Genomic DNA, 393 nt, shown 5'->3' on the forward strand with positions numbered 1-393 from the left:
TGTCATCTCCTAAAAAAACTTGACACATTTTGAGCAAAAAGTTTTTCAAAATGAGTAAAGAAAACTACACAACACTGGTATCAGAATCGTTTGATCAGGTTGATGAAAAGTTAACATATGAGGTGCCCTTTAGACGATGGCTGGTTCGAGAAATTGAAGAGCAACGACTTACGATATCAGAAGCCATCAAGCGTTTTAATTTTAATCCAGTCAATGGTGGCAGTCTTATATATGCATGGCGATGTAAATATGCACCAGAAATGGTATTAGATTTGCCTTTAATGACTGAAAAGGAAAAACAACATTTAGAAACTCTTCAAAAGCAGTTAAAGACAATTGAAAAGCAATTAGAAGATGCCCGGATGAAAAATCTTGCCTTAAATACGCTCATAG

1 protein-coding gene is annotated in these 393 nt (G+C 35.1%); it reads left to right on the forward strand.

What is annotated here, in order from left to right; all coding sequences use genetic code 11:
- Positions 1-50 precede the first annotated feature (50 nt).
- Positions 51-393, forward strand: a 343-nt coding sequence (locus GD597_RS21735) for a DUF5320 domain-containing protein (protein WP_171610017.1), incomplete at its 3' end; no start/stop codon positions are given.

The organism is Limnovirga soli (assembly GCF_013106755.1).
GTDB classification, from domain to species: domain Bacteria; phylum Bacteroidota; class Bacteroidia; order Chitinophagales; family Chitinophagaceae; genus Limnovirga; species Limnovirga soli.